The sequence below is a fragment of the Bacillus sp. AK128 genome, assembly GCF_053903075.1.
On record NZ_CP096379.1, the window covers coordinates 310,107 to 332,561 of the forward strand.

Annotated in this window: 23 protein-coding genes; 16 read left to right on the top strand and 7 right to left on the bottom strand. The window is 38.2% G+C overall.

The genetic code is table 11. From position 1 onward, the window contains the following. Window positions 1-5 precede the first annotated feature (5 nt). From M1D60_RS01505 to M1D60_RS01525, 5 genes are all read left to right on the top strand, one after another. Window positions 6-608: a pyroglutamyl-peptidase I gene (locus M1D60_RS01505; RefSeq protein WP_456277467.1), complete on the top strand. Its 603-nt coding sequence runs from the start codon at window positions 6-8 to the stop codon at window positions 606-608. Between the two features lie 12 nt (window positions 609-620). Beyond that, the gene (locus M1D60_RS01510) at window positions 621-1,463 is read left to right on the top strand and encodes a DUF1028 domain-containing protein (protein WP_456277468.1); all 843 of its coding nucleotides are present in this window, start codon (window positions 621-623) and stop codon (window positions 1,461-1,463) included. Window positions 1,464-1,673: 210 nt separating this feature from the next. Beyond that, the gene (locus M1D60_RS01515; RefSeq protein WP_456277469.1) at window positions 1,674-1,853 is read left to right on the top strand and encodes a hypothetical protein; all 180 of its coding nucleotides are present in this window, start codon (window positions 1,674-1,676) and stop codon (window positions 1,851-1,853) included. A gap of 82 nt (window positions 1,854-1,935) precedes the next feature. Further along, window positions 1,936-2,238: a DUF4212 domain-containing protein gene (locus tag M1D60_RS01520; protein WP_456277470.1), complete on the top strand. Its 303-nt coding sequence runs from the start codon at window positions 1,936-1,938 to the stop codon at window positions 2,236-2,238. Window positions 2,239-2,268: 30 nt separating this feature from the next. Next, window positions 2,269-3,927: a sodium:solute symporter family protein gene (locus M1D60_RS01525; RefSeq protein WP_456277471.1), complete on the top strand. Its 1,659-nt coding sequence runs from the start codon at window positions 2,269-2,271 to the stop codon at window positions 3,925-3,927. Window positions 3,928-3,963: 36 nt separating this feature from the next. Here M1D60_RS01525 and M1D60_RS01530 read toward each other — a convergent pair whose 3' ends face one another. Further along, window positions 3,964-4,143 (bottom strand): hypothetical protein, encoded by a 180-nt coding sequence (locus M1D60_RS01530; protein ID WP_456277472.1) that lies wholly within the window; start codon window positions 4,141-4,143, stop codon window positions 3,964-3,966. A 616-nt stretch (window positions 4,144-4,759) separates the two neighbouring features. Between M1D60_RS01530 and spoIIID the strand changes: the two genes are divergently transcribed. From spoIIID to M1D60_RS01570, 8 genes are all read left to right on the top strand, one after another. Continuing rightward, on the top strand, window positions 4,760-5,029 hold the full coding sequence (gene spoIIID / locus M1D60_RS01535) for a sporulation transcriptional regulator SpoIIID (RefSeq protein ID WP_163180361.1): 270 nt from the start codon (window positions 4,760-4,762) through the stop codon (window positions 5,027-5,029). A 157-nt stretch (window positions 5,030-5,186) separates the two neighbouring features. Next, entirely contained in the window at window positions 5,187-6,188 is a 1,002-nt protein-coding gene (mreB, locus tag M1D60_RS01540) for a rod shape-determining protein MreB (protein WP_456277473.1), read from the top strand. 97 nt (window positions 6,189-6,285) lie between these two features. Beyond that, window positions 6,286-7,119: a flagellar hook-basal body protein gene (locus M1D60_RS01545; protein WP_456277474.1), complete on the top strand. Its 834-nt coding sequence runs from the start codon at window positions 6,286-6,288 to the stop codon at window positions 7,117-7,119. 20 nt (window positions 7,120-7,139) lie between these two features. Further along, window positions 7,140-7,955 carry a flagellar hook-basal body protein gene (locus M1D60_RS01550; protein WP_456277475.1) on the top strand — a complete coding sequence of 272 codons (816 nt, stop codon included), beginning with the start codon at window positions 7,140-7,142 and terminating at the stop codon, window positions 7,953-7,955. Window positions 7,956-7,978: 23 nt separating this feature from the next. Next, window positions 7,979-8,257 (top strand): DNA-directed RNA polymerase subunit beta, encoded by a 279-nt coding sequence (locus tag M1D60_RS01555; RefSeq protein WP_456277476.1) that lies wholly within the window; start codon window positions 7,979-7,981, stop codon window positions 8,255-8,257. Between the two features lie 85 nt (window positions 8,258-8,342). Next, on the top strand, window positions 8,343-8,777 hold the full coding sequence (gene fabZ / locus M1D60_RS01560; RefSeq protein WP_456277477.1) for a 3-hydroxyacyl-ACP dehydratase FabZ: 435 nt from the start codon (window positions 8,343-8,345) through the stop codon (window positions 8,775-8,777). Window positions 8,778-8,926: 149 nt separating this feature from the next. Further along, complete coding sequence (locus M1D60_RS01565; protein ID WP_456277478.1) at window positions 8,927-9,289, top strand: hypothetical protein; 363 nt, start codon at window positions 8,927-8,929, stop codon at window positions 9,287-9,289. Window positions 9,290-9,549: 260 nt separating this feature from the next. After that, a complete protein-coding gene (locus M1D60_RS01570) occupies window positions 9,550-14,832 on the top strand; it encodes a DUF6359 domain-containing protein (protein ID WP_456277479.1) in 5,283 nt (1,760 codons plus the stop codon). A 53-nt stretch (window positions 14,833-14,885) separates the two neighbouring features. Here the strand turns inward: M1D60_RS01570 and M1D60_RS01575 are convergent, their stop codons facing one another. The 4 genes from M1D60_RS01575 to M1D60_RS01590 form a co-directional block, all read right to left on the bottom strand. After that, complete coding sequence (locus M1D60_RS01575; protein ID WP_456277480.1) at window positions 14,886-15,023, bottom strand: hypothetical protein; 138 nt, start codon at window positions 15,021-15,023, stop codon at window positions 14,886-14,888. An 84-nt stretch (window positions 15,024-15,107) separates the two neighbouring features. Beyond that, window positions 15,108-15,482, bottom strand: a complete 375-nt coding sequence (locus M1D60_RS01580) for a hypothetical protein (RefSeq protein ID WP_456277481.1) — start codon at window positions 15,480-15,482, stop codon at window positions 15,108-15,110. Between the two features lie 177 nt (window positions 15,483-15,659). After that, on the bottom strand, window positions 15,660-17,171 hold the full coding sequence (locus M1D60_RS01585) for a PAS domain S-box protein (RefSeq protein ID WP_456277482.1): 1,512 nt from the start codon (window positions 17,169-17,171) through the stop codon (window positions 15,660-15,662). A 102-nt stretch (window positions 17,172-17,273) separates the two neighbouring features. After that, window positions 17,274-18,095 carry a thermonuclease family protein gene (locus M1D60_RS01590; protein ID WP_456279546.1) on the bottom strand — a complete coding sequence of 274 codons (822 nt, stop codon included), beginning with the start codon at window positions 18,093-18,095 and terminating at the stop codon, window positions 17,274-17,276. A gap of 218 nt (window positions 18,096-18,313) precedes the next feature. Here M1D60_RS01590 and M1D60_RS01595 point away from each other — a divergent pair, with 218 nt between their 5' ends. After that, window positions 18,314-19,009: an N-acetylmuramoyl-L-alanine amidase gene (locus M1D60_RS01595; protein WP_456277483.1), complete on the top strand. Its 696-nt coding sequence runs from the start codon at window positions 18,314-18,316 to the stop codon at window positions 19,007-19,009. Window positions 19,010-19,087: 78 nt separating this feature from the next. On the opposite strand, the gene M1D60_RS01600 is transcribed toward M1D60_RS01595, so the two are convergent. Then, window positions 19,088-19,996 carry an acetamidase/formamidase family protein gene (locus tag M1D60_RS01600; RefSeq protein ID WP_456277484.1) on the bottom strand — a complete coding sequence of 303 codons (909 nt, stop codon included), beginning with the start codon at window positions 19,994-19,996 and terminating at the stop codon, window positions 19,088-19,090. Between the two features lie 201 nt (window positions 19,997-20,197). On the opposite strand from M1D60_RS01600, the gene M1D60_RS01605 reads away from it, so the two are divergent. Beyond that, complete coding sequence (locus tag M1D60_RS01605) at window positions 20,198-21,172, top strand: 2-hydroxyacid dehydrogenase (RefSeq protein WP_456277485.1); 975 nt, start codon at window positions 20,198-20,200, stop codon at window positions 21,170-21,172. Between the two features lie 67 nt (window positions 21,173-21,239). Here M1D60_RS01605 and M1D60_RS01610 read toward each other — a convergent pair whose 3' ends face one another. Further along, complete coding sequence (locus tag M1D60_RS01610; RefSeq protein ID WP_456277486.1) at window positions 21,240-21,677, bottom strand: YwpF family protein; 438 nt, start codon at window positions 21,675-21,677, stop codon at window positions 21,240-21,242. Window positions 21,678-21,884: 207 nt separating this feature from the next. Between M1D60_RS01610 and mug the strand changes: the two genes are divergently transcribed. Beyond that, entirely contained in the window at window positions 21,885-22,391 is a 507-nt protein-coding gene (mug, locus tag M1D60_RS01615) for a G/U mismatch-specific DNA glycosylase (RefSeq protein ID WP_456279547.1), read from the top strand. The last annotated feature ends 64 nt before the right edge of the window (window positions 22,392-22,455 follow it).

Below are 22,455 nucleotides of genomic sequence, written 5' to 3' on the forward strand. Positions count from 1 at the left end.
TGAGGATGAAGAGGTTATTGTTGACGGGGTTTGTGCCGTTTTTGGAGTTTAAGGTGAATCCGACTGAGGAGATTGCGAAGGCTCTAGACGGTAAGGTTATTGGAAACTATGAGATTGTTGGTAGAGTCTTGCCAGTAGAGTTTAGCCAGACTGCTGTCCGCGCGATTGAGTTATATGAAGAAGTTCAGCCGGATGTGGTTATTCATTTAGGACTGGCTGGTGGTCGTTCGAAGATTACGCCTGAACGTATTGCGATTAATTGCTCAGACGGTGCTCCAGATAACAGCGGGGTAATTCTTGAGGATGCGACGATTAAAGAAGACGGTCCAGATGGTTACTTTTCGACACTTCCAATTAGACAGTTTGTTAATGTACTGAAAGAAAACAATCTTCCTGCGACAATTTCTAATAGTGCGGGAACCTATCTTTGTAATTTCGTGATGTATAATATGCTGCACTACCTAAAGCAAAATAATAAAAATACGAGAGCAGGATTTGTTCATATACCTGCATCACATGAAATCAGTATTCAACAGCCTTCAGTACCAAGCTGGTCACAGCATGATCTTCAGCAAGCAGTTGAACTCATGATTCAATCACTAGATTAGGAGGAAACTACGATGACATTTTCTATTGTCGGATTTGATCCGAAAACAAAAGAATTAGGTATTGCTGTTCAATCTAAATTTCTAGGAGTTGGCTCGGTTGTACCTTGGGCTAAAGCTGGAGTGGGAGCAGTTGCAACACAATCCTATGCCAATACAACATATGGTCCAAACGGACTTGAGCTTATGGCATCTGGTAAATCAGCTCAAGAAGCATTGGACATTTTAACAAAAGAGGATGAGCAAGCTGAATTCCGTCAAGCGGGTATCGTTGATGCAGAAGGTAATGCAGCAACATTTACAGGTGAAAAATGCTATGACTGGGCTGGCGGAGTTACAGGTAAACACTTTGCTGCACAAGGTAACATCCTTGTTAGTGAGGAAACGGTTCAAGCAATGGCGAAAACTTTTGAAAATACAGAGGGAACATTAGCAGAACGCCTTTTAAAAGCACTAGATGCCGGACAAGATGCTGGTGGTGACAGTCGTGGAATGCAATCAGCTGCACTTCTTGTTGTAAAAGAAAAAGGCGGCTATGCAGGATACAACGACCGCTTTGTGGACCTTCGTGTTGATGAGCATCCCGATCCAATTAAAGAGCTCATCAGAATTTATGAGCTTCAGCAGTTGTATTTCGCACCAACAAGGGAAGAAAACATTTTGGAAATTCAAGGCGAGACTAGGGAAGAACTTATCTCTCAATTAAATCGTCATGGTTATCTAGAGAACACCACAGAAGTTAATGATGAAATTCTATTTCAAGCATTGACTACCTATATTCACACAGAAAACTTTGAGGGACGAGAGCAAGAGCAAGGGAAAATCGACCTAGAAGTATTGAACTATATGAAAAAATAAAGTAGCGGGACCCGTCATAAATTGTTGATGGGTCCCGTTTTTTGTAGAGCGAATTAATATTTTGTTATATTGACGGCGATTGCATAATTTTGGATAATTAAGTTATTAAAAAATTATTAATATTCAAATAACTAAAGAAAGAAATCATTCTATTAATTTTCATAAAAAAAATGATAACGCTTACACACAAGCTCTAGGAGGTAAAGGTATATGCTCTTTCTATTAATCCTTCTGATCACAGGACTATCCGTTTTCTTTACACTCAAAAAAGGAAAACCCCAGCTGCTTATTGTTCCATTTTTATTTCTATTTATCTACTTCATTATTGAAATCGCCCTTGTACCAGCACCGTTCATGGAAACAGTGAAGTTTATCTTTGCTATTCGATAAAAAACTGAAAGGGAGTGATGCTTACATATCTAGTAGTGGTAATAACAATCTTTACTTTTTAAATTTATCCGGAGGTGAAAAAATGAAGAAAATTGATAAAAGTGTAGCAGATGCTTATTTTCGTGAACGGACAAGGAATATTGTCATTTATTTAATTATTTGGTTTATCGTTTCGTTTGGGGTTGTCCTTTTCGCAGAGCCTCTCTCTAAATTTACGTTTCTAGGCTTTCCATTTCATTATTATATGGGAGCACAAGGGGCTGTTTTAACCTTTATTATTCTCTTATTTATTAATGCTAAACTAAGTGACAAAATCGATGAAAAGTATGGAATTGATGAGAAGCAAAATGAGCAGTTGAGTATAGGAAAAACATTAAACCATTAAATAAGATTGTTGTGAAAAGGGGGAATGATCGTGGATTTACAGTTTTTTGTTTCCTTAACTATTATTCTTGCAACATTTGCTCTCTATATTGGAATTGCTTACTATAATAAAGCGACTGAAACATCAGAATTTTATGTAGCAGGGCGTGGTGTTCCACCAATTTTTAATGGTATGGCAATTGGAGCAGACTGGATGAGTGCCGCATCCTTTATTGGGATGGCTGGAACAGTTATGCTCCTCGGTTATAACGGTTTAGCCTATATTATGGGTTGGACAGGTGGGTATTTATTATTAACCTTTTTACTAGCTCCTCAGCTTAGAAAATATGGCAGATATACAGTTCCTGAATTTATTGGAGATCGTTATGAAAGTCATCCAGCTCGAATTATAGCTGCCATTTGTACTATTGTCATTAGCTTCACCTATTCTATTGGTCAACTATCAGGATCCGGAGTAGTAATTGGACGCCTTTTTGAAATCAATGCAGCAACTGGAACGATGATTGGTGTTGTGCTAATTGCAATCTATGCTGCATTTGGTGGAATGAAAGGAATCACCTGGACTCAAGTTGCTCAATATATCATCCTCATTATTGCTTATTTAATTCCCGTAATCTTCATGTCATTACAATTAACAGGAAACCCTTTACCTTGGATATCATATGGAAACATTGTGAGTGAACTAGGTGCACTAGACCGGGAGCTTGGAGTATCAGAATACTTTGCTCCATTTACGTCAGGAACAAAATGGCAGTTTCTCGCTCTTTTATTTACCTTAATGGCTGGTACGGCAGGATTACCTCACGTTATTGTTCGATTCTACACCGTATCGACGATGAAAGCCGCTCGTTGGTCAGGAGCATGGGCCTTATTATTTATTGGGTTATTATATTTATCAGCACCTGCTTATGCAGCTTTCTCGCGTTTTATCTTAATGAAAAACGTTGCAGGACAGCCGATTGATCAATTACCTGCTTGGACTGCTTCTTGGGTTAATACCGGAAAACTTCAACTTGCGGATAAAAATGCAGACGGTATTCTTCAATGGTCTGAATTAATTATTGACCGTGATATCGTGGTAATGGCAACACCTGAGATCGCAAACCTTGGTGTCTTTGTCATAGGATTAGTTGCTGCAGGTGCAATGGCTGCCGCCTTATCCACTGCAGGTGGACTACTTATTGCTATATCGTCATCATTTGCTCATGATATTTACTATCGTGTCTTAAAGCCAGATGCAACGGAAAAAAATCGCTTAGCTGTGGCAAGATGGACCATTGTTATTGCTACAATCATTGCAGGACTAGTAGCCCTTGATCCTCCAGGTGCCATTACCCAAATTGTAGCATGGGCCTTTGCGTTAGCATCCGGAACCTTCTTCCCTGCTCTACTCCTTGGTGTATGGTGGAAAAGATCGAATGCATATGGAGTTACAGCTGGAATGATTGTAGGTCTAGCTGTCACCTTAGCCTATATTTTTGCAGCAAAAGCGGGAGTCTTTACTATATTAGGGATCATCGATACAGGAGCAGGAATCTTCGGCGCGATTGCCGCCATAATTACCAATGTAGTCGTCTCCTTATCAACACCACCACCTTCATTAAAGGCGCAGGAGGAAGTATTAGATTTAAGATACCCTGAACAAATGACTTACAAAGACGGAGAAGTTTGGCTTAATGATAGCAAATAGTTAGGAAGAGGAAGCTACCGATTTGGTAGCTTTTTATCATTTACCCTCAGTCCGAGCCCAGTCTAAAAACCATTCAAGAACTGTCGCCGTTTCAAATAAGTCTGTTAATTGGTTAAATAGATAAGCACTGAAAATTTTTTCATCTGTGCTTCCTTTCATAAAATCTAAGAGATTAGTGGTTAAAATCTGTACTGCCTCTTCGTCAATTGATCTCATTATTTTAATACCTGCTATGGAATATTTGCCTATCTATTTTTAATAATAAATTCTTCAATTATTTTCAACATCAGTGCTACTTTTTATTTGTCTAAATTTGATTCATATATCTCAACCCAATCTGGCTAATAGAGTCTAAAAGTAACTAAGTTCTTTCCATTACATAACTCTATCTTTATGATCTGTAGAAGAGCAATTAATATATTGGCAAACTAGTAATACAGCTTCGACATATTTCCCAGAAAATACCCCCCAATCCGACAACAACTCCTCTATTAAATTTAGCGAATTTTTATCGCTTATAAAAGTTCTCATTTGATAATATTTGTACTATTTATTGGAAGTTGCACATATTGCATTAACAGGGCGAAAGTTTCAAAAAAATCTGAGAAAACCCTTGTCCTAATTGACTTTTTAGCATATATCCGCAACCAAGCTAATAAACTGTTACAAACCTAACAAAGAGAGTGTTTGAGGTGAGGGGTCGTAAATTGTCTTCGAAGGATCCAATAAATAAAAATTCTTCTTTAGATGAACGAGCATAATTCCTTCTTCGTAGCTAACGAAACGAGTCTCATTTCACACTTCTCACATCCAAATTAGGGAGGCGAGTAGTGTGCACGATTACATCAGAGAGCGTACTATCAAGATTGGAAAGTATATCGTGGAGACAAAAAAGACTGTTCGCGTAATTGCGAAAGAGTTTGGTGTTTCCAAAAGTACTGTTCACAAGGACTTGACGGAAAGGTTACCAGAGATCAATCCAGAACTAGCGAATGAAGTAAAGGACATTCTTGATTACCATAAATCAATTCGTCATTTACGTGGTGGAGAGGCAACAAAGTTAAAGTATAAGAAAGAAGAGCATGAAGAGGTTGTAAAATAAGTTTGGTTGTAGGTTTTAAGTTTTATTTTTGCAGTATTCGACAAAGTCTTTCAAATTTTCCTTGATTTTTTATGTGAAATCATATACTCTCTGTCAAATTGTGATAATATAACATATAGAATATTATCGTTGTAAATTTGCAAGGAGGACATGAGGAATGTTTGCAAGGGATATTGGAATTGATCTAGGTACAGCAAATGTATTAATTCATGTAAAAGGAAAAGGAATTGTTCTTAACGAGCCATCAGTAGTAGCGATTGACCGTAACACGGGGAAAGTCCTTGCAGTTGGTGAAGAGGCTAGACGAATGGTTGGACGTACACCAGGGAATATAGTTGCGATTCGTCCTTTAAAGGATGGAGTCATTGCGGATTTTGATGTAACAGAAGCAATGCTAAAGCATTTCATTAACAAGCTTAATGTAAAGGGCTTTCTTTCCAAACCTCGAATTTTGATTTGTTGCCCTACAAACATCACGAAGGTTGAACAAAAGGCTATTAAAGAGGCTGCTGAAAAGAGTGGTGGAAAGAAAGTTTATTTGGAAGAAGAACCAAAGGTTGCGGCTATTGGTGCTGGTATGGACATTTTTCAACCAAGTGGAAATATGGTAGTTGATATAGGCGGTGGAACAACAGATATCGCAGTATTATCAATGGGAGATATCGTCACCGCCTCATCAATTAAAATGGCTGGAGATCGTTTTGATAATGAAATCCTTCATTATATTAAGCGTCATTACAAACTTTTAATTGGTGAAAGAACAGCTGAGGATATTAAAATCAAAGTAGCTACTGTATTCCCAGGTGCTCGTAATGAGGAAATAGACATTCGTGGCCGAGATATGGTTTCGGGTTTGCCAAGAACGGTTACAGTTCGTTCAGAAGAGATTGAAAAGGCTCTACATGAATCTGTAGCAGTGATTGTACAAGCTTCTAAAGGGGTTCTTGAGAGAACACCACCTGAGCTTTCTGCAGATATTATTGACCGCGGTGTGATTTTAACTGGTGGTGGAGCACTTTTACATGGAATTGATACCCTTCTTTCGGAGGAATTACGCGTACCTGTATTAATTGCCGAAAATCCAATGGATTGTGTAGCTATTGGTACTGGAATTATGCTTGATAGCATGGACAAGCTTCCACGACGTAGCTTTGGGTGATGAAATTCTGTATAGGAAATAGCTAAATTTGGTTAGTGAGATTCGTTAACAACTCCGTTATAATGGAGTTATTGATAAGTTCGAAAGGGGAAACGGTATGCTTAGAGGCTTTTATACGGCAGCGTCTGGAATGCTTTCACAACAAAGAATGACAGAGATGCTGACCAACAATATGGCAAATGCCAATACACCAGGTTTTAAAGCAGATCAGGCAAGTATGCGTGCTTTTCCTGAACTATTATTACAACGGATCAATAATCCAGGTGTTCCTAATACAGATCGTCATTTAAGCGGTGGTAGGACTATTGGGTCCATTAACACAGGCTCTTACCTTCAAGAGACCATTCCGAGCTTTGTACAAGGTGCACTTCGAGATACAGGTCGTCAAACTGATATTGCATTAGTAGAAGCTAATATGCCAGTTGACGAGGTAACGGGTCAAAAATCATCTTTATTCTATAGTGTCCAAGATGCAAATGGTGAGACTCGATATACAAGGAACGGGAATTTTACTATTGATGGCCAAGGTTTTTTAACAACGAATGAAGGCTATTATGTTTTAAATGAGAACAATGAAAGAATAAATATACCAAGTGGGGAGTTTTCTCTTCAAGAAGACGGTGCCATTCTTGAAAACAATCAGCTGCTGGGGAGAATTAATATTGTCCTTGCCCAAAATCCTAATGCGTTAATTAAAGAAGGAAATGGCTTGTTTAGGACGGAAGATGGACAGGCTCTCCAAACAGCGATTGGAAATGAAGATGTTACGTATTCATTAAAGCAAGGCTTTATCGAACAATCTAATGTTGATGCTGCCCAGACAATGACTCAAATGCTCTCAGCATTCCGTGCTTTTGAAGCCAATCAAAAGGTTCTCCAAGCTTATGATAAGAGCATGGATAAGGCTGTCAATGAAATTGGCCGATTATAATATAGTAAAAAGGTGATAATATGAATCGTTCAATGATTACTGCAACGAATACAATGACTCAGCTTCAAAAGCAATTGGATAATATTAGCCATAATATATCGAACGTTAATACGACTGGGTATAAGAAAAGAGAAACGAATTTTCAGGAACTCTTATTTCAACAATTTAATAACCAACCCATCGCTGGAAACGAAGTAGGCCGATTAACTCCAAATGGAATAAGACAAGGTACTGGTGCTAAGGTGTCACATACTAGCCTGCAACTGACACAAGGTAATATTGTACCAACAGAACGCGCTTTGGACGTTGCTTTAATTAAAGGGAATCAATTTTTTGAAATAGAAGTAGATGGCGAAGTCCAGTATACAAAGGACGGGTCTTTTAGTCTTTCAGTTTTGCCAACTGGTGAGACCCAACTTGTTACAAGTGATGGACATCCCGTTCTAAGTGAAACAGGACCAATCATCTTTGGACAAGGTTCAAACGGTTTCTCGATTAGTAATACTGGTGCTTTAAGTGTTAATTATCAAGACGGAACAACTGAGAATTATGATTTATCTATTGTACAAATTCAGCGTCCACAGCTGTTAGAGTCAGTAGGAAATAACATTTATGGATTGCCTAATTTGGATAATTTAGGTATTTTAGAGGTAGATGTTTTCTCTGCGATCGTAAGAGATGATATTTCTGTCCAACAAGGGGCACTTGAACAATCCAATGTTGAGTTACAAAAAGAAATGACAGAGATGATTAATACTCAACGTTCATACCAATTTAACGCAAGATCTATATCAATTGCCGATCAAATGATGGGTCTTGTTAACGGGATAAGATAGGTATTATGAAGGGGAATAAAGATATGCTGCCAAACGTAGAGAATGTAGAAGGCAAGACAAGAGAAGATGTAAAAAAGAACAAAAAACAACGAAAAGAAAAGGCTGAGAAGGATAAGCCTGTTAAAATTCGTATTCGTCTTTTTCCTATTTGGCTACGTTTGCTCATTATTGTTATTCTTATAGGGTTAAGCCTATTGGCCGGTCTAGCAGTTGGCTATGGGGTAATTGGGACCGGTGAAGTTAACGATGCTTTTAAAGAGTCTACCTGGACTCATATCATTGATTTAGTAAAGAAACAATAGAAGACAAAGGGAAGGAGTAAAATCCTTCCCTTTTCGTACATAATGAGCTTATTCTTAAATAATCATAAAAAAAGGAGATTGAACTATGCTGGATATTAACCAAATCAAAGAAATCATCCCACATCGCTATCCGTTTTTATTAGTCGATAAAGTGTTAGAGATGGAAGAAGGAAAACGAGCAGTTGGATTAAAAAATGTTACGGCTAATGAGGAATTTTTTGTAGGACACTTTCCTGATTACCCAGTTATGCCAGGAGTATTAATTGTTGAAGCATTGGCTCAGGTTGGAGCGGTGGCTATGCTTAGTAAAGAGGAAAATAAAGGTCGCCTTGCCTTTTTCGCTGGAATTGATAACTGTCGGTTTAAAAAACAAGTCATCCCAGGTGACCAATTACGTTTAGAGGTTGAAATCACTCGTTTAAAGGGACCTGTTGGAAAAGGAAAAGCTACAGCCACGGTTGATGGTGAGTTAGTGTGTGAAGCAGAAATTATGTTTGCACTAGGAGAAAAGAAGGACTAAAACAGAAGTCATCTTTCCAAATTTGGAGAGATGGCTTTTCTTTTTAAAAATCAAGAAAACGCATGCAAGTTTTGACTAGTTCTGGGCAACATAATCAAGGACCGATATAAGCTGGTCATGAAAATATAGCTATGAAAGGATGGTCTCATATGAACAAAAAGTGGTTTATGCTTTTTGCTAGTTCTCTTCTTGCTACATTCTTGCTAACGGGTTGTGCAGCAGATGATGCAGATCCGGCACCTCCAGGAACAGAGGATGACGGAGTAGTTGATGAATTAGAAGAAGAAGGCAATGAGTTAGAAAATGAAATGGAAGAAGAGCTACCAGGTACGGAGACAGATGAAATGACTCCTGCCGATGAAACAACTCCTGGTGATACTGAACAAGGTGAAGGTACTCCAGGTGAGCAAAACGAAGGAACGGCTGAAGACCCAGGTGCCAATATGGATGAAGGAACAAATGATGCAGGTACCGAGAACGGAATGGGTACTGATGAAGAAGAAAATAAATAAATCTTTTTAAAACCATGTGTGACTGTTCACATGGTTTTTTCTTTATAGATTTTTTCGGGAAGTTACAGGCATTTGTCGAAAAGTATCCTACTAAAGGCATGAGATGAATTAGAGAATACTAGTATTTAAAGCTCATTTTTACATTAAGTTAATCTTAAATTAACAATGTTGTATTATAGTAGAATTTGGTGGGGTAGGACAATCTTTAATTGAAGTCGATTGGTTTATTCCAAAATAAAACGAAGTGGAAGGAGATCTACATGAAGCTTAGATCTGCAAAACGAGTTACTAGTTTTCTATTGATCTTTACGTTTTTAGTAAGCTTCTTTGCGCCGGCAATTCCGGGGGCAATGGCAGCGGGAAATCAAGCTACTGAACTATTTATCTCAGAATATATTGAGGGTAGTAGCTATAACAAAGCTATTGAAATCTTCAATGGAACGGGTAGTGATGTTGATTTATCTAGTTATACATTAGAGCTCTATTCAAATGGGGCTAGTTCTGCTTCACAATCTGTTGCATTAACAGGAACACTTGCAAATAATGATGTATTTGTTTTAGCTCATTCAAGTGCAGGTGAAGAACTTAAATTAGTTGCAGATTTGATAAATGGTTCTGTAACTAACTTTAACGGTGACGATGCAGTCGTATTAAAAAATAATGGGACTGTTATTGATTCGTTTGGACAAGTTGGAGTAGACCCAGGTTCATCATGGGGTGGAATAACAGCAGATAAAACTTTAGTACGTAAAGCTTCGATTTTGACCGGTGATATAAACCCTAATGATTCATTTGATCCTTCTATTGAATGGATTGAAAATTCAATAGATACATTTACATTTTTAGGCTCTCATACAATAGATAACACAAACCAAGAACCTGAACCAATAAAAGATTACCTAACTGTTGCAGAAGCTATTGCTAACAATAGTGGAACAGCAAAAGTACAAGGTTATATTGTTGGTACAGTTTCAGGTTCTAAAAGCTTTGATTTAGAAACTCCATTTACATCAACAACAAATATAGCATTAGCTGATTCTCCAACTGAAACAGATATTACAAAGATGATTCCTGTTCAGTTACCATCAGGATCAATTCGTACAGCACTTAATCTAGTAGATAACGCTAACAACTTTGGTGCTAAAGTACAAATTACAGGTAGTCTTGAAGCATATTACACGATTCCTGGACTAAAAAACCCAAGTGCTTATGAAATCCTTGAAGGTGGTACAACTCCAGACCCACAACCAGACCCATCCGGAATCATCTCAATTCAAGAAGCACGTCAATTAAGTAACAATACCGTAGTAACAGTAGAAGGTATTGTAACTGCTGATAACTCAGCTATTGGTGGAGGTAAACTCTCTACTTATATTCAAGATGAAACAGGTGGAATCAACTTATATAGCAGTACATCTCAAGAATTAAAAGAGGGAGATAAGGTAAAAGTTACTGGATCTCTTGCTGAATATAGGGGCTTAAAAGAAATTATGCCTGCTGGAACAGTTGAGGTATTAGCAGAAAACCAAACTCTACCTCAACCAAAATCTATTACATTATCAGACTTACAAAATAAAGAAATTGCTGAACCGTTAGAGGGACAGTTAGTAAAAATTACAGGTTATGTTAATTCTGTACCAAGTTCACCTGCTGGTGGTGGATATAATGTATCATTCGTTGATGCAGACTTTAACAGCACCACTTTACGTGTATTAGAAGGAACTAATGCAATCGATGCTTTAGAAGAAGGTAAATGGTATGAAGTGACGGCTATTTTAAGCCAATATGATTCATATCAAATCATCCCTCGTAAAGCAAGTGACATTGTATTAGCAGCAGAACAGCCAGAAGCGCCAACTGCAGCGGGTACGTATGAATCCACTGTTTTATCCGTAACGGATGGAGATACAATTAAGCTAGCAACACCAGTGTTAGGTGCAAATACTGTTCGTTATGTGAACATTGATACAGCGGAAACCTATCACTCTCCAAAAAATGAGCTAGACCAAAACCAGCTTGATTATGGTAATGCTGCTAAAGCATATATGAACACATTATTAAAAGCTGGGGATGAAGTCCTCATTAAGGTTGGAGAAGAAGCTACTGATGCATATGGACGTCTACTAGGACAGGTAATCCGTAAATCAGATAGTTTAAATACTAATCTTGAAATGGTGAAGTCAGGTAATGCGGTAACGTACTTCATCTGGCCAGTTGGAGATGTAGCTGATTACAACATGTTCCAAGCTGCAGTAAAAGAAGCAAAGGATGCAAAACTAGGAATTTGGAATCCTGAAAAGCCTCTAATGGAACTACCATTTGAATTCCGTGCTAGAGAACAAGGTAAAGGCTTATCTCGCTATGTAGGGAACTCAGATACAAACGAATATGTAAATCCGGCAGATTTTGCTGAAGTTCCTGTAGAGAAGCGTGTATTCTTTGCAAGTCCAGCAGAAGCTGAGGCAAATGGATATACAGCAGTGGGTGGAAACCCGGATCAACCAGTTGGAGAGGATCCAAATGGTTCTGAAGATAACATCCTTCTACAATTATTAAGCTTAAATGATTTACACGGTAAGATTGATCAAGAATATCAATTAGATACAAACGGTGATGAAACTGCCGAAACGGTAGGAAGAATGGATTATGTAGCTGCTTACTTAAAGCAACGTGAAGCAACAAATCCAAACACACTTATTGTTCACGCGGGTGACATGATTGGTGGATCTTCACCAGTGTCTGCATTATTACAAGATGAGCCTACAGTTGAAATCCTAGAGGCAATCGGGTTTGATTACGGAACTGTAGGTAACCATGAGTTTGATGAAGGAACACAAGAATTACTTCGTATGGTGAACGGTGGAGAACATCCACAAGGTAAGGGGACTGCAAATTATGATGGAATGAACTTCCCTAACCTATGTGCAAACTGTATGTCAAAGGAGACCAATCAGCCAATCCTACCTCCTTATGCAATCTATGAAGTAGAAGGTACAAAAGTTGGTTTTATTGGAGTAAATACAACTGCAACAGCTACAATGGTAATCCCATCAGGAATCCAAGACATTTACTTTTCTGATGAGACAGTAGCGGTAAATAAGGCAGTTGGTGAATTACAAGCTCAAGGTATTGAAGCAATTATTGTGTTATCCCATATGCCAGCTTCCCAAAGTGGAACTAGTGCAACAGGAGATGCTGCAAACCTTGCAAATTCTGTGAATGATGCAGTTGATATCATTTATGCTGCTCATAACCATGAACTTGTAAATTCGATGGTAGATAACAAGCTAATTGTACAGGCGCTAGATTACGGAAAGGCATTCGCAGATGTCGATGTAGAAATTGATCCAACTACAAAAGATATCGTGAAAAAACAAGCAGAGCTCGTTTATGTTGATCAAAATGGAGTAACTCCGGACCCTACAGTTGCTGGTATTTTAGCAAAATACGAGGCACAAACTGCTGAGATTATGAATCAAGTAATCGGTGAAGCTGCTGTTGAATTAAAAGGTGGATATGGTGTGAAAGGTGCTGTAGGGGACAATGCACTCGGAAACCTAATTGCTGATGGCATGGCATTTGCAATGGGAACAGATTTCGCTCTAATGAATGGTGGAGGAATCCGAGATAATATCAATGCAGGTGATATTACTTGGTCAGAACTATTCAATGTTCAACCATTTGGCAATGTACTAGTTTCTGTTGAAATCAGCGGGGCAGATCTAGAACAGATTGTGAATGCACAAATTTCTGCACAATATGGTCCAGATGTATCCGTAGGTGGGTTTAAGTATACTTGGGATGGATCAACTAACAAGGTAGCGGATATTTTCTTACCAAATGGTGAGAAGATTAATAAAACTGAGACATACACAGTCACAGTAAATAATTATATGTATGAGCACGCAACTGATAAATATAAGCTACGTGCATTAGGAGAAAATCCTATTTATGGATTGACTGATCTAGAAGGATTTGTGAAATTTGTTGAATCATTCGATGAGCCAATTAATTATGTAGCAGAAGGTCGTATTTCTGAAGTAGTAGCTGAGCCTGGTGATGACTTAGGTTTAGTAACCCTTGCCGAAGCACGCGCTGCTGAATTAGGAACAAATGTAACTGTTGAAGCGGTTGTTACATCTACACCTGGTGCTTGGGGAAGTAAGTCTTTCTATATTCAAGATTCAACATCAGGTTCGTATGTATTTACAAGTCTAGATGAAGGTTTAGTGAATGGAGACAAGGTTCGAATCTCAGGTAAAACGGCTGAATACAACGGTGAATTCCAAATCTCTGACCTGACATCTTTAGAAAAAATCGGAACTGAAACAGTACCGGCTGCAAAAGAATTAACACCTTCACAATTGACAGAAACTACTGAGGGGCAGTTAGTAGTGATTAAAGGTGCGACTATCTCTAATCTAGAAGAAGTAAACAGTTTTGGAACATTCGAATTCACTGCAACAAAGAATGGTGAGTCAGTCCTAGTTCGTGTGGATAACCGTACAGGTTTGAAATTCGCTGACTTTGCTTTCCAAAATGGAGATCTCGTGGATGTCACTGGAATCTCTGGTGAATACAATGGAACAATTCAACTAAAACCACGCAGTTTGGAAGATTTTAAGCTAATCGAGAGAACTGTTAGTTTAAGCGAAGATAAAATGGTTGAGGGACCCGGCGATATCACAATTGATTTCGAGGGAATAGAGTTTAATGGTAGTGAACCTGTTAATGTAACTGTTAAAACGGTATCTCCTGATGAGCTATTATTCTCCAATAGTTCACTAAAAGTAGCAGGCAATATTATTGATGTTAAGCCATCCTCTGAACTTGCTGAGGGACAGTTGGTTCCATTCATAGTGCCAATTGATCTAACATTATCAGAAGAAGAAAAGCTAAGACTAGGAATTTTTTATTACAATGAAGATACAAAGGACTGGGAGTATCAAAAGACCGAAGTATCTCCTGATGGAGACTATATTATTGGGTATGTATCTCACTTCTCAATTTATGGAGTATTAGAAGTAAATGATACGGAGGCTCCAACAACAGAAGCTTCTCTACCAACTTCTAACCTTTCAACTGGTGAATTCATCCATGAAGCTAAGATTGAGCTTTTGGCAAAAGATGAATTAACTGAGGTTATCAAAACTGAGTACAAGTTAAACAATGGAGATTGGATGTTGTATGATTCTGAGAAAGGTCTCGTGATTGACTCAGAAGGTGAATCAATCGTTACATTCAGATCGACTGACAAACTTGGTAATGTGGAGAGCGTTCAATCCATAACAGTCTCAGTTGTAAAAGCAACCATCGATAACATGGAAGAACTTGTTCAAGCAGCTGACGCAAATAAGGGAATGATTACATCTACTTTAGCAAAGCTTCGTAAAGTAGAGCGTACAAAAGGCGAGAAAGCGTACAAGGAATTGGAAAAAGTAGAAAAGCATCTGAAACAAATGAACAAGAAGCTTTTCAATGAGCAAGATAAAGAAGATATTCTAAAGCTCATTGAGTATATTCTTGAAAATAAAACGTTATAAACAAAAGAAAAAGCTTCTCTCATTGAGGGAAGCTTTTCGCTTTGTAGCTAATTTTACTCAAACCAATCATCGGTAAAATATTGGAACACTGCATCAATGATTACCTCATCTAAGAAACGGTCCAACTCTTCGTCCGTTAAGATGATCATTTCTTCTTCATAAGTTGAATTAACCGAGGTTTTATTATGCATGATTTACCCTCCATAGCACCTTTTCTAGATTAGACTTATTCTTCAGAAAAAGGTTTCATGGAATTTCAAAAAATTTTGTAACTACTAAGCTACTAATGATAGTGAGTCTAAAAATATAATCCAGGTCATGAAGGTTCCAATTAATATCACAAGCCAAGCAAATGCAATATATCTTGGCCAAGTTTTAGGATCTGTAACCGAATAAAAGAATAAAATTGATATAAATAGCCACGTTAGAAACACGACGCTAGCAAGAATAAAAAGGAAAAATGCAGCCCATCCAGCAGCCGATGCACTATGTAAAAATAAGTAGGCAGGTACAGCAAGCGCAATAGGTGTTAACAGTAAGAAAACGATGGATTGAATCAGAAAAAAGGTGAAGAATTGTTTAATATCATTACGGATTTCTAGGTTTGGAATTGAAATGATGGTTTCTTTTATAGGCTTGATAATTTCCATATAAATCCCCCCTACCAAACATACTAACAAGTAAAAAGTGAGGATTTTGCAGAATATTGTCGACGATACAAAATTCCCAATCCCTACCAATTAAAAAAGCCTTTGACCTAAATAATTTAGGACAAAGGATGTGAAAAATACATTTTTTCAATCATAGCTATGGTTTTTATTTATTTATTACTGCAATAAAGGAAGTTTAACTGTAAAAGTGGTCCCTTCATTTAGTTTACTCTCTACACCTATCTCTCCCTTATGATTCTCAATAATGGTGTACGAAACCATCAAGCCAAGACCCGTTCCGTTTTCTTTTGTAGTGAAAAAGGGTTCTCCAATCCGGCGTAGTTGTTCTTCTGTCATCCCAGAGCCCTCATCTATAATCGACACAAACGCAAAGGTATCTCTCAATTCCAAGTGAATGGTAATGGTTCCTCCATTAGGCATTACTTCAAATGCATTTTTTATCAGATTGATAAAAACTTGTTTTAATTGGGTTGCTTCTCCATTCACGAGTGCGTCTCCATGGTCAAAATTCACTTCAAGGGTAACGGAATGTCTAAACAACTCCGTTTCTAGTAGATTGACGACATTTTGTAATAGCTCTTTTAAATTGAGAGGGATAAAGTTTATATTCCCAGGTTTAGCAAGAGTCAGAAATTCATTGGAGATTATATCAATTCGGTCTAATTCAGTTTGCATGATTGATAGGAAGGTATCGTTCGGGACTGTCCCTGCAATAAAAAGTTGAACAAAGCCCTTTAAGGAGGTTAAAGGATTTCGTATTTCATGAGCAATTCCAGCGGCTAGCTGACCGATGACATTCATTTTCTCTGCTTGAATCATCATGTGCTGTGCCTGCTTTAACTCGGTCAAATCTTGAATGATTAACTGATTCGCTTGACCTTGTCGAAAGGGAAAAGGGATGGAAACTACTTCTGTTTGAAGTTCTCTCCCGTCTAAGGTAGTCCAGTTTCGCTTCAGTCTCTTATGTACTCCACCTTTGTTTATAATCGCTTTACAATCGGCATGAAATTCTGGATGAAGCATATCGTAAACGTCTTTTCCAAGAAGCTCTTCCTTAGTTTTGGCACCGAATAACTTAAGTGTAGCCTCATTAGCATAGGTCCACTTTCCGTCTTCTAAAACAGCTATACCATGCGTAGAAGATTCTACTAATCTCTTATATTGTTCACGAGTAGTTCGAATTTCTAGTTCAACCTTCTTTTTTTCTGTATTGTCCCTACATACAGAAAGGAAGTATTTTTCCTCCCCAATTTCGATTAGGCTCGTATAAATCTCAACAGGAACATGGTCTCCATTTTTACAGACATGAGCAGTTTCTAAAATAGTATTATGGTCACGAACCAACGATAATAGTTCTGCTTCTGTATGACAGTCGATATCAAAAGGTGATAGACCTAGCATTTCTTCACGAGTATAGCCTAATCTTTGGTAGGCGGTTGTATTAATTTCAAGAAATTTACTAGCATATCCATTTGAATCTATTTTATAGAAGTAAACGGCATCTGATATGTGATTAAATAATTGTTCAAACATCGAATGACTGTTAGATAGTTCATCAAGCCTGTCTTTATATGTCGCCAGTTCTGATCTAAGCTTTTCATTTTCCTGCTTATAATAATCAATTTCACTTGTTTGGGATAATACGGGATTTAACTTACTAGTAGACAAGCTTTTCACCTAATCTCTCGGAAAAATAATGGGTAATTCTAGTATTATTTTAACATTATCTGAATAATTTGAACGAAAATAAGTGCAAAAACTAACGAAGATTTAAAATAATTTACGAATAACTAGTACTAAAATTGCTAGGAGGACTCCAATTCCGGCAATAACATAACCCTTTGTGTTTGTATCCTCTTGTTCACTATAAATCCCGAGTTTATCATCGACTGCTTGCTTCATTGCGTTACGAACAAGATCCTCATATTGATAGTTTCCGTAATCGTAAAAATCCTCGACAAGACCAAGCTTCGTAATTTCCTCTTGATGAAGCTGATTATCAACAAACACCCAGGCCAATAAGCGGTCATACTTATCAAATAGTTCCTTTCCATCCGTTTCTATTGATATATTTCCTTCACTTAAAAAATCACATGTAAACTCAGATGCTTCCTTGCCATAAGGCTCCTTTTGTGTCGTATATTCAGGTGTATCAATAAATAAAAAACGTGTATTATACGATGTTCCGTTCACAGTGAGAACAGCCGTATCGCCGTCAACACATCGATCAAGAGTAGCAACATACCGTTGCCCAAGTTCTAAATGGCTTGAATCAGTGCTAGCTTGAGATGTTTCAGATTTTTTATTAGAAGTACCACTACCACCAAGCTTAAATTCACCTAGATCTACACGGTCTTCTGTTAAGCTGTTCTTGCAGTTATTGCTGTTATATTCTTTAATCAAAACAATCAATTCTTCTATATTTGTAGCTGACTGCACTAGTGAAGTAGGCTCATGCAGCAAATAAACACAATCGCTATTACGAAAATGCCCACCTAACTCATCCAAGCTTCCATTATGAGCAAAACTAACCGTACTATTTGTCACCAACAAAAACAAAACAAATAACAATGAAATTGACCTAAGCACCATACTAATCACCCAATATCTCATCCTAATCTATCAATTTACCCTTATCATACTATGACACAAAAAAGAAGGCGACACTTTAGTGCGGTGGGGGCCTGTCCCCCATCGCTTTAAAGCGACGGGGGACAGGCCCCCACTACATTAACTCGTTAAAGTAATTTTAATATGGTAGAATGAATGGGAAAATAGAACGTTATAAAAACAAGGGGTCATAATAGAAGATGAAACCAAAATGGATCGTATTTTTTTCGCTTTGTTTAATAAGTGCAATGGTAGTGGGAGTGTACATTAAGGAAAATCATCTGATTATTGTGAAAGCAGCGGACCAATCAGATATAAAAGAGGGTTTAGGAATTGAGGTAGTCGACACCTTGCTTCCAGAAGAAAACTCAAAACCTCGAGTGGGTACGATATCTCATGTCGTCCTCCACTTTATGAGTAATGGATCAGTGAACCCTAAGGATCCCTATAATATGGAGGATATAACGAATATCTTTGTTGATTATGGGTTTTCCACGCATTATTTAATTGAACGTGATGGCACCATTCATAGGATGGTTCCTGAAGATAGAATTGCTTTTCATGCAGGTCCAGGGTATCTGGCAGACTTTCCTTATTACGATGACATTTTTAATGGATATTCAATTGGTATTGAGCTATTAGCAATTGGGACACAAGAGGAAATGACCTCGATGATTCCAGCTAATACCTATCAATCCATAGATCCTTCTCATATTGGTTACACAAATGCCCAATATGAATCTTTAAATAAGCTACTTGAAAGTATCTTATCTAGAAATCCGGGTATTCAACGAAATCGTCAACATATCATTGGTCATGATGAATATGCCCCAACTAGAAAAAACGATCCGGGCTCCCTATTCGATTGGTCAAAAATTGAAGCTTTCACACAGTAACGTAGTGGGGGCCTGTCCCCCAGTGCGTTAAAGCACCGGGGGACAGGCCCCCATTCCTTTAAAGTAGTAAAGGTTTTGTTAGGCTTTAAAAGCTGAAATTTGGTAAGTATCTAAAAACCATTGTGGTACAACAAATCTAGCTGTTAACAGTGGGTCAACAATTTGTGAGATTTGTGATTGCCCAACTGCACTCATGAGCATCGTTAAATGGTTAAGCGTAAGATCAGTGTGTGGTAGTAATAAATCAATCATTTCTTCGACCGCAAGCTTTGCTGCTTCGTCAAGAGTCTCGGCCGATACAAGTGCAGCCAGGCCTTCTTCATTTTGCAAAAATGGAAAGCGGATGTTCTGTCCTTTGATTACATCAAGAGTAACCGTTACTTTTGCAGGAATCTCGATACCGGAAACTCCAATCTCTCCGTCTCCCATTGCTGCATGTAAATCGCCTAATCCGAATAGAGCCCCTTCTTGAAAAACAGGGAAATATAAGGTTGCGCCGGTTGTGACTAACTTAGTATCCATATTCCCACCATGTGCTCCAGGAGTACCACAAGAGACAGGTTCGTTCTCAGGTGCAACCCCTATCACGCCAATCATGGGATTAAGTGGAATCTTAACTTTATCATTGAAAACTGCCATCTCATCTTCAATTGGAATAATCTTTGCCTCAAACTGTTCTATTCGATGACCCATCACACCCAAGTTTGGACCAACAGCCATTACTCCCTGCTTACCAAGCTCAATTCCATCAATAGTTACCTTTAAAATATCACCAGGCTTTGCACCTTCTACATAAATAGGTCCTGTAGCAGGATTAATCTGATCCCAATCAATCGATTGAATAGCAGTGGTATTCGACTTAATTTGATCCTGAAAACAATCATATGTATCAATAACAACTGTCGACTTAGGAGCTACGGTAAGTGCTGGACTATGCTCCTTACTAAATGCATATATAAATTTTTCCTTTGATAAGGTTTGAACCATAATATCTCCTCCTTTGATTATGTACTATAAGAATATTCTAAATACTTGCACCAATAATGTAAAACATTTTATCGCTTTAACGTGTTGGGGGCCTGTCCCCCAGCGCTTTAAAGCACTGGGGGACAGGCCCCCATCTCTTTACAGTGCTAAAGTGTTTGGTAAAATAAAGGGAGAGAGATATGTGAGGAGAGGGTGCTTGAGATGAAGCCAAGTATTTATATTACGAGGAAACTGCCTAAGCAAATTGTGGAGCAATTAGAGGAGCATTGCCATATTGCGATGTGGGAGGAGGGAGAAATTCCCGTACCACGTGAGGTTCTACTTGAACAAATCAAGGAAGTGGATGGACTATACTGTTTACTTACCGATCAAATTGATGACAAGTTGTTAGAAGGGGCTAAAAACTTAAAGGTCATAAGTAATATGGCAGTTGGGTTTAATAATATTGATGTGGAAGCTGCCAGTAAACGGGGGATCATGGTCACAAATACGCCGGGTGTTCTAACAGAGTCAACAGCAGATTTGGTTTTTGCGTTATTAATGGCAACAGCTAGAAGAATACCAGAAGCTTCAGAATTCCTTCGAGGTGGACAATGGAAATCTTGGGCTCCTATGATGCTTACTGGACAGGATGTATTTGGAGCAACTCTTGGGATCGTCGGAATGGGGAGAATTGGAGAGGCTGTAGCTAAAAGAGCAAAAGGCTTTGACATGGAAGTTCTCTACTATAACCGTTCAAGGAAGCTAGAAGCAGAAGCCAACTTAGGCGTAACGTATTTAGAGCTTGAAGAACTATTAAAACGTTCAGATTTTGTCGTCATCTTAGTTCCTTATAATGAAAACACTAAAAACCTTATCACTGCAAAGGCACTCTCCCTCATGAAAGAAACTGCTGTTTTAATTAATGTTGCCCGTGGTGGGATTGTCAACGAAGCGGATTTATATACGGCTTTAAAGCAACAGAAAATATGGGCTGCAGGGCTTGATGTCTTCGAACAAGAGCCGGTCCCATTAGATCACCCTTTGTTAACATTACCAAACGTAGTAGCCCTTCCACATATCGGTTCAGCTAGTATAAAGACTAGAATGAAAATGGCAGAGTTAGCCGCTCAAAATCTACTACAGGCGTTAAGTGGAGCAGTCCCGCAAAATCTAGTAAACAAAGAAGTCCTATAAAAAAGGGCCAGGCCTTCACCGCTGTAAAGCGGTGGGGGCCTGGCCCCCATTACGTTAAAGGGCTAAACTATTTTACCTTTACACCTGTATTTCGTTGTTCGTACACACGTTTTTTATACTCTTCTAATAAGTGGTTTCCTTGTAATCCTTCATCAATAAGGTCGGTTAAGATCGCTTCTGACATGTCTGCTTTCCCCACCAATACACCGTTAAAAAGAACGCTCATATTATGTTCCATCACCGCTACTGATTGGATGGTCGTGATAAATGAAGCGGGGTCATTATCTTTTCTCGAGATAGTTGCTGCGACTTTTACCTCTTGCTCGTCGTCCTTCAGCTTTTGAAAGAGTTCCTCATATTCCTTGTCAACATAGATTTCAAGAAGCCATCTTCGTTCCTCATCCTCTTTATTAATAACGAGTCCGTCTAATAACTCAACCTGCTGACTTCTAACCTGCTGTTGGGGATGTGAAATCTTTAATGACACCAATTTAAAAGTTTTCATAAATCCTCCTACTTCCGTGCTTTTGTACATATTATAGCACGTTTCATCTGTATCATATACTCAGAACAGATTGAAAAACAATGGACGAATGACTTAATCTACTCTGATAACGAAATCAGATAACTAAATAACGTATATCCTCAATATTTTGTTTTTACCCACTTTCACGCTAAAATAAAAGTAAAAAAGAGGTGAAGAAACTTGGAACTGTATCCCATTCCAGACCACCTAGCACCTAATCTAAAAATAGTCTTTATTGGCTTTAACCCGAGCATAAAATCTGGCCAAACCGGCAATCATTTTTCAAATCCAAGTAACCGCTTTTGGAAAATCCTCTACCAGTCAGGTATTACACCAAGGTTGTATCACACAACTGAAGACCGAGATCTACTAAAGTTAGGATATGGTTTAACGAATATCGTTGAAAGACCTACAAAGGAAGCTTTGGAGATTACAAAGGAAGAATATGAAGAAGGAAGAGAGCTACTTAAGCAAAAGCTGCAAACATATAAGCCGAAGGTGGCCTGTTATGTAGGAAAAGGAGTGTACCAGGAATTTTCAAAGCAAAAGAAAATTCAATGGGGAGTCCAACCACAATCAATGGTAGAAGGGGTCATTGATTTCGTCGCACCATCATCAAGTGGACTCGTTCGAATGAGGATAGAGGAAATCGTCGAGATCTATAAGCAGATTCATAACTTAACCACCTCATAAGTGTCTAACGCATAAATCCTATACATGAACCAACCTCTCTCAACAAACACTAAAATTAGTGAAA

Excerpts from the sequence above, each read along its gene's own strand:
- M1D60_RS01505 (WP_456277467.1), top strand. The coding sequence starts at position 6 with ATGAAGAGGTTATTGTTGACGGGGTTTGTGCCGTTTTTGGAGTTTAAG.
- M1D60_RS01510 (WP_456277468.1), top strand. The coding sequence starts at position 621 with ATGACATTTTCTATTGTCGGATTTGATCCGAAAACAAAAGAATTAGGT.
- M1D60_RS01515 (WP_456277469.1), top strand. The coding sequence starts at position 1,674 with ATGCTCTTTCTATTAATCCTTCTGATCACAGGACTATCCGTTTTCTTT.
- M1D60_RS01520 (WP_456277470.1), top strand. The coding sequence starts at position 1,936 with ATGAAGAAAATTGATAAAAGTGTAGCAGATGCTTATTTTCGTGAACGG.
- M1D60_RS01530 (WP_456277472.1), bottom strand. The coding sequence starts at position 4,143 with ATGAGATCAATTGACGAAGAGGCAGTACAGATTTTAACCACTAATCTC.
- mreB (WP_456277473.1), top strand. The coding sequence starts at position 5,187 with ATGTTTGCAAGGGATATTGGAATTGATCTAGGTACAGCAAATGTATTA.
- M1D60_RS01545 (WP_456277474.1), top strand. The coding sequence starts at position 6,286 with ATGCTTAGAGGCTTTTATACGGCAGCGTCTGGAATGCTTTCACAACAA.
- M1D60_RS01550 (WP_456277475.1), top strand. The coding sequence starts at position 7,140 with ATGAATCGTTCAATGATTACTGCAACGAATACAATGACTCAGCTTCAA.
- M1D60_RS01555 (WP_456277476.1), top strand. The coding sequence starts at position 7,979 with ATGCTGCCAAACGTAGAGAATGTAGAAGGCAAGACAAGAGAAGATGTA.
- fabZ (WP_456277477.1), top strand. The coding sequence starts at position 8,343 with ATGCTGGATATTAACCAAATCAAAGAAATCATCCCACATCGCTATCCG.
- M1D60_RS01565 (WP_456277478.1), top strand. The coding sequence starts at position 8,927 with ATGAACAAAAAGTGGTTTATGCTTTTTGCTAGTTCTCTTCTTGCTACA.
- M1D60_RS01570 (WP_456277479.1), top strand. The coding sequence starts at position 9,550 with ATGAAGCTTAGATCTGCAAAACGAGTTACTAGTTTTCTATTGATCTTT.
- M1D60_RS01575 (WP_456277480.1), bottom strand. The coding sequence starts at position 15,023 with ATGCATAATAAAACCTCGGTTAATTCAACTTATGAAGAAGAAATGATC.
- M1D60_RS01580 (WP_456277481.1), bottom strand. The coding sequence starts at position 15,482 with ATGGAAATTATCAAGCCTATAAAAGAAACCATCATTTCAATTCCAAAC.
- M1D60_RS01590 (WP_456279546.1), bottom strand. The coding sequence starts at position 18,095 with ATGGTGCTTAGGTCAATTTCATTGTTATTTGTTTTGTTTTTGTTGGTG.
- M1D60_RS01595 (WP_456277483.1), top strand. The coding sequence starts at position 18,314 with ATGAAACCAAAATGGATCGTATTTTTTTCGCTTTGTTTAATAAGTGCA.
- M1D60_RS01600 (WP_456277484.1), bottom strand. The coding sequence starts at position 19,996 with ATGGTTCAAACCTTATCAAAGGAAAAATTTATATATGCATTTAGTAAG.
- M1D60_RS01605 (WP_456277485.1), top strand. The coding sequence starts at position 20,198 with ATGAAGCCAAGTATTTATATTACGAGGAAACTGCCTAAGCAAATTGTG.
- M1D60_RS01610 (WP_456277486.1), bottom strand. The coding sequence starts at position 21,677 with ATGAAAACTTTTAAATTGGTGTCATTAAAGATTTCACATCCCCAACAG.